Origin of the sequence: Falsiroseomonas oryziterrae (assembly GCF_021864505.1) — a bacterium.
Classification (GTDB): Bacteria; Pseudomonadota; Alphaproteobacteria; order Acetobacterales; family Acetobacteraceae; genus Falsiroseomonas; species Falsiroseomonas oryziterrae.
In genome coordinates, this window is sequence record NZ_JAKJIB010000603.1 from 1 (window position 1) to 1,105 (window position 1,105).

At 73.7% G+C, this 1,105-nt stretch carries 2 protein-coding genes; one reads left to right on the plus strand and one right to left on the minus strand.

Annotated elements, in window-relative coordinates; translation table 11 throughout:
* Positions 1-12: 12 nt before the first annotated feature.
* A complete protein-coding gene (locus L2I40_RS23535; protein WP_237217775.1) occupies positions 13-600 on the minus strand; it encodes an outer membrane protein assembly factor BamE in 588 nt (195 codons plus the stop codon).
* A gap of 61 nt (positions 601-661) precedes the next feature.
* Here L2I40_RS23535 and L2I40_RS23540 point away from each other — a divergent pair.
* Positions 662-1,105, plus strand: a 444-nt coding sequence (locus L2I40_RS23540) for a ubiquinol-cytochrome C chaperone family protein (protein ID WP_237217776.1), incomplete at its 3' end; no start/stop codon positions are given.

Consider the following 1,105-nt stretch of genomic DNA (forward strand, 5'->3'; position numbering starts at 1 on the left):
GCCTGACCCGGCCTACTGGCGCCCGGTCGGCGCCGGCGCGCCGCCGGTCGGGCCGCCGGGCTGGCTGCCGCCGAGGCCGGGGCCGACGCGCCCGATATTGCCGAAGAGCTGCTGCAGCAGGGTCCGCTCGTTGCCCGGCGTCGGCGTGACCCGCTGCACGACGCGCACCTGGCGCGCATCCTCGGGCCCGAGCTTGCGGACCTCCTGCACGATGCCGGCATCGTTGAAGCGGACGACGACGGTGCGCTGGTCCTCGACGGCCAGCGTCATCCCGGGGCGCTGGCGCGTGATGGAGCCGATGTAGAACCACTCCCGGTCCTCGAAGGTGCCGGTGGCGGTCGGAGAGCCCAGAACCGTCTGGACATCGTCGCGCGAGGAGACGCCGACGGTGATCTGGCGCAGATCCTCGTCGTCGACCATGTGGCCGCGCACCTGGGCCGGGCTGGAGAACAGGCTGGCGCCCGGCAATGACGGCGCCGCCGGCAGGTAGGAGCAGCCGCCGAGCCCGAGCAGCCCGGCAAGCCCGAGCGCGAGGCGGAAGACCGGCCGCGCAGGCGGGCTGACCAGCGGCGCGTTGACCATCTGCGTGTGGCGCTCCATCTGGGCCGCATGCCATCGCGGCGCGGCAGGGTCAATCGGAGCCGCGCGAACGGAGTCCTCCATGGGCCTTCTCGGCCTCTTCCGCCGCAAGCCATTCGAACGCGCCGGCTTCGAGCTCTACGGCGCCGCCGTCGCCGCCGCGCGCAACCCGCTGTTCTTCGCCGAGCTCGGTGTGCCGGACACGCTGGACGGACGGTTCGACCTCGTCTCGCTGCACAACGGGCTGCTCGTCTGCCGCATCCTGCGCGAGGCGGATCCGCGCGCGAAGGATCTCGCCCAGGCGGTGTTCGACGCGATGTTCGCCGACATGGACCTGAACCTCCGCGAGATGGGGGTGGGCGACCTCGCCGTCGGCAAGCGCGTGAAGCGGATGTGGGAAGCCTTCCATGGCCGCGCCCAGGCCTATGAGGCCGCGCTGCGCGCCGGCGACCGGGCGGCGCTCGAGGAGGCGCTGTCGCGCAACGTCTGGCGCGGCGCGGCGCCGGCGGGGTCGCCGGCGCGCCTC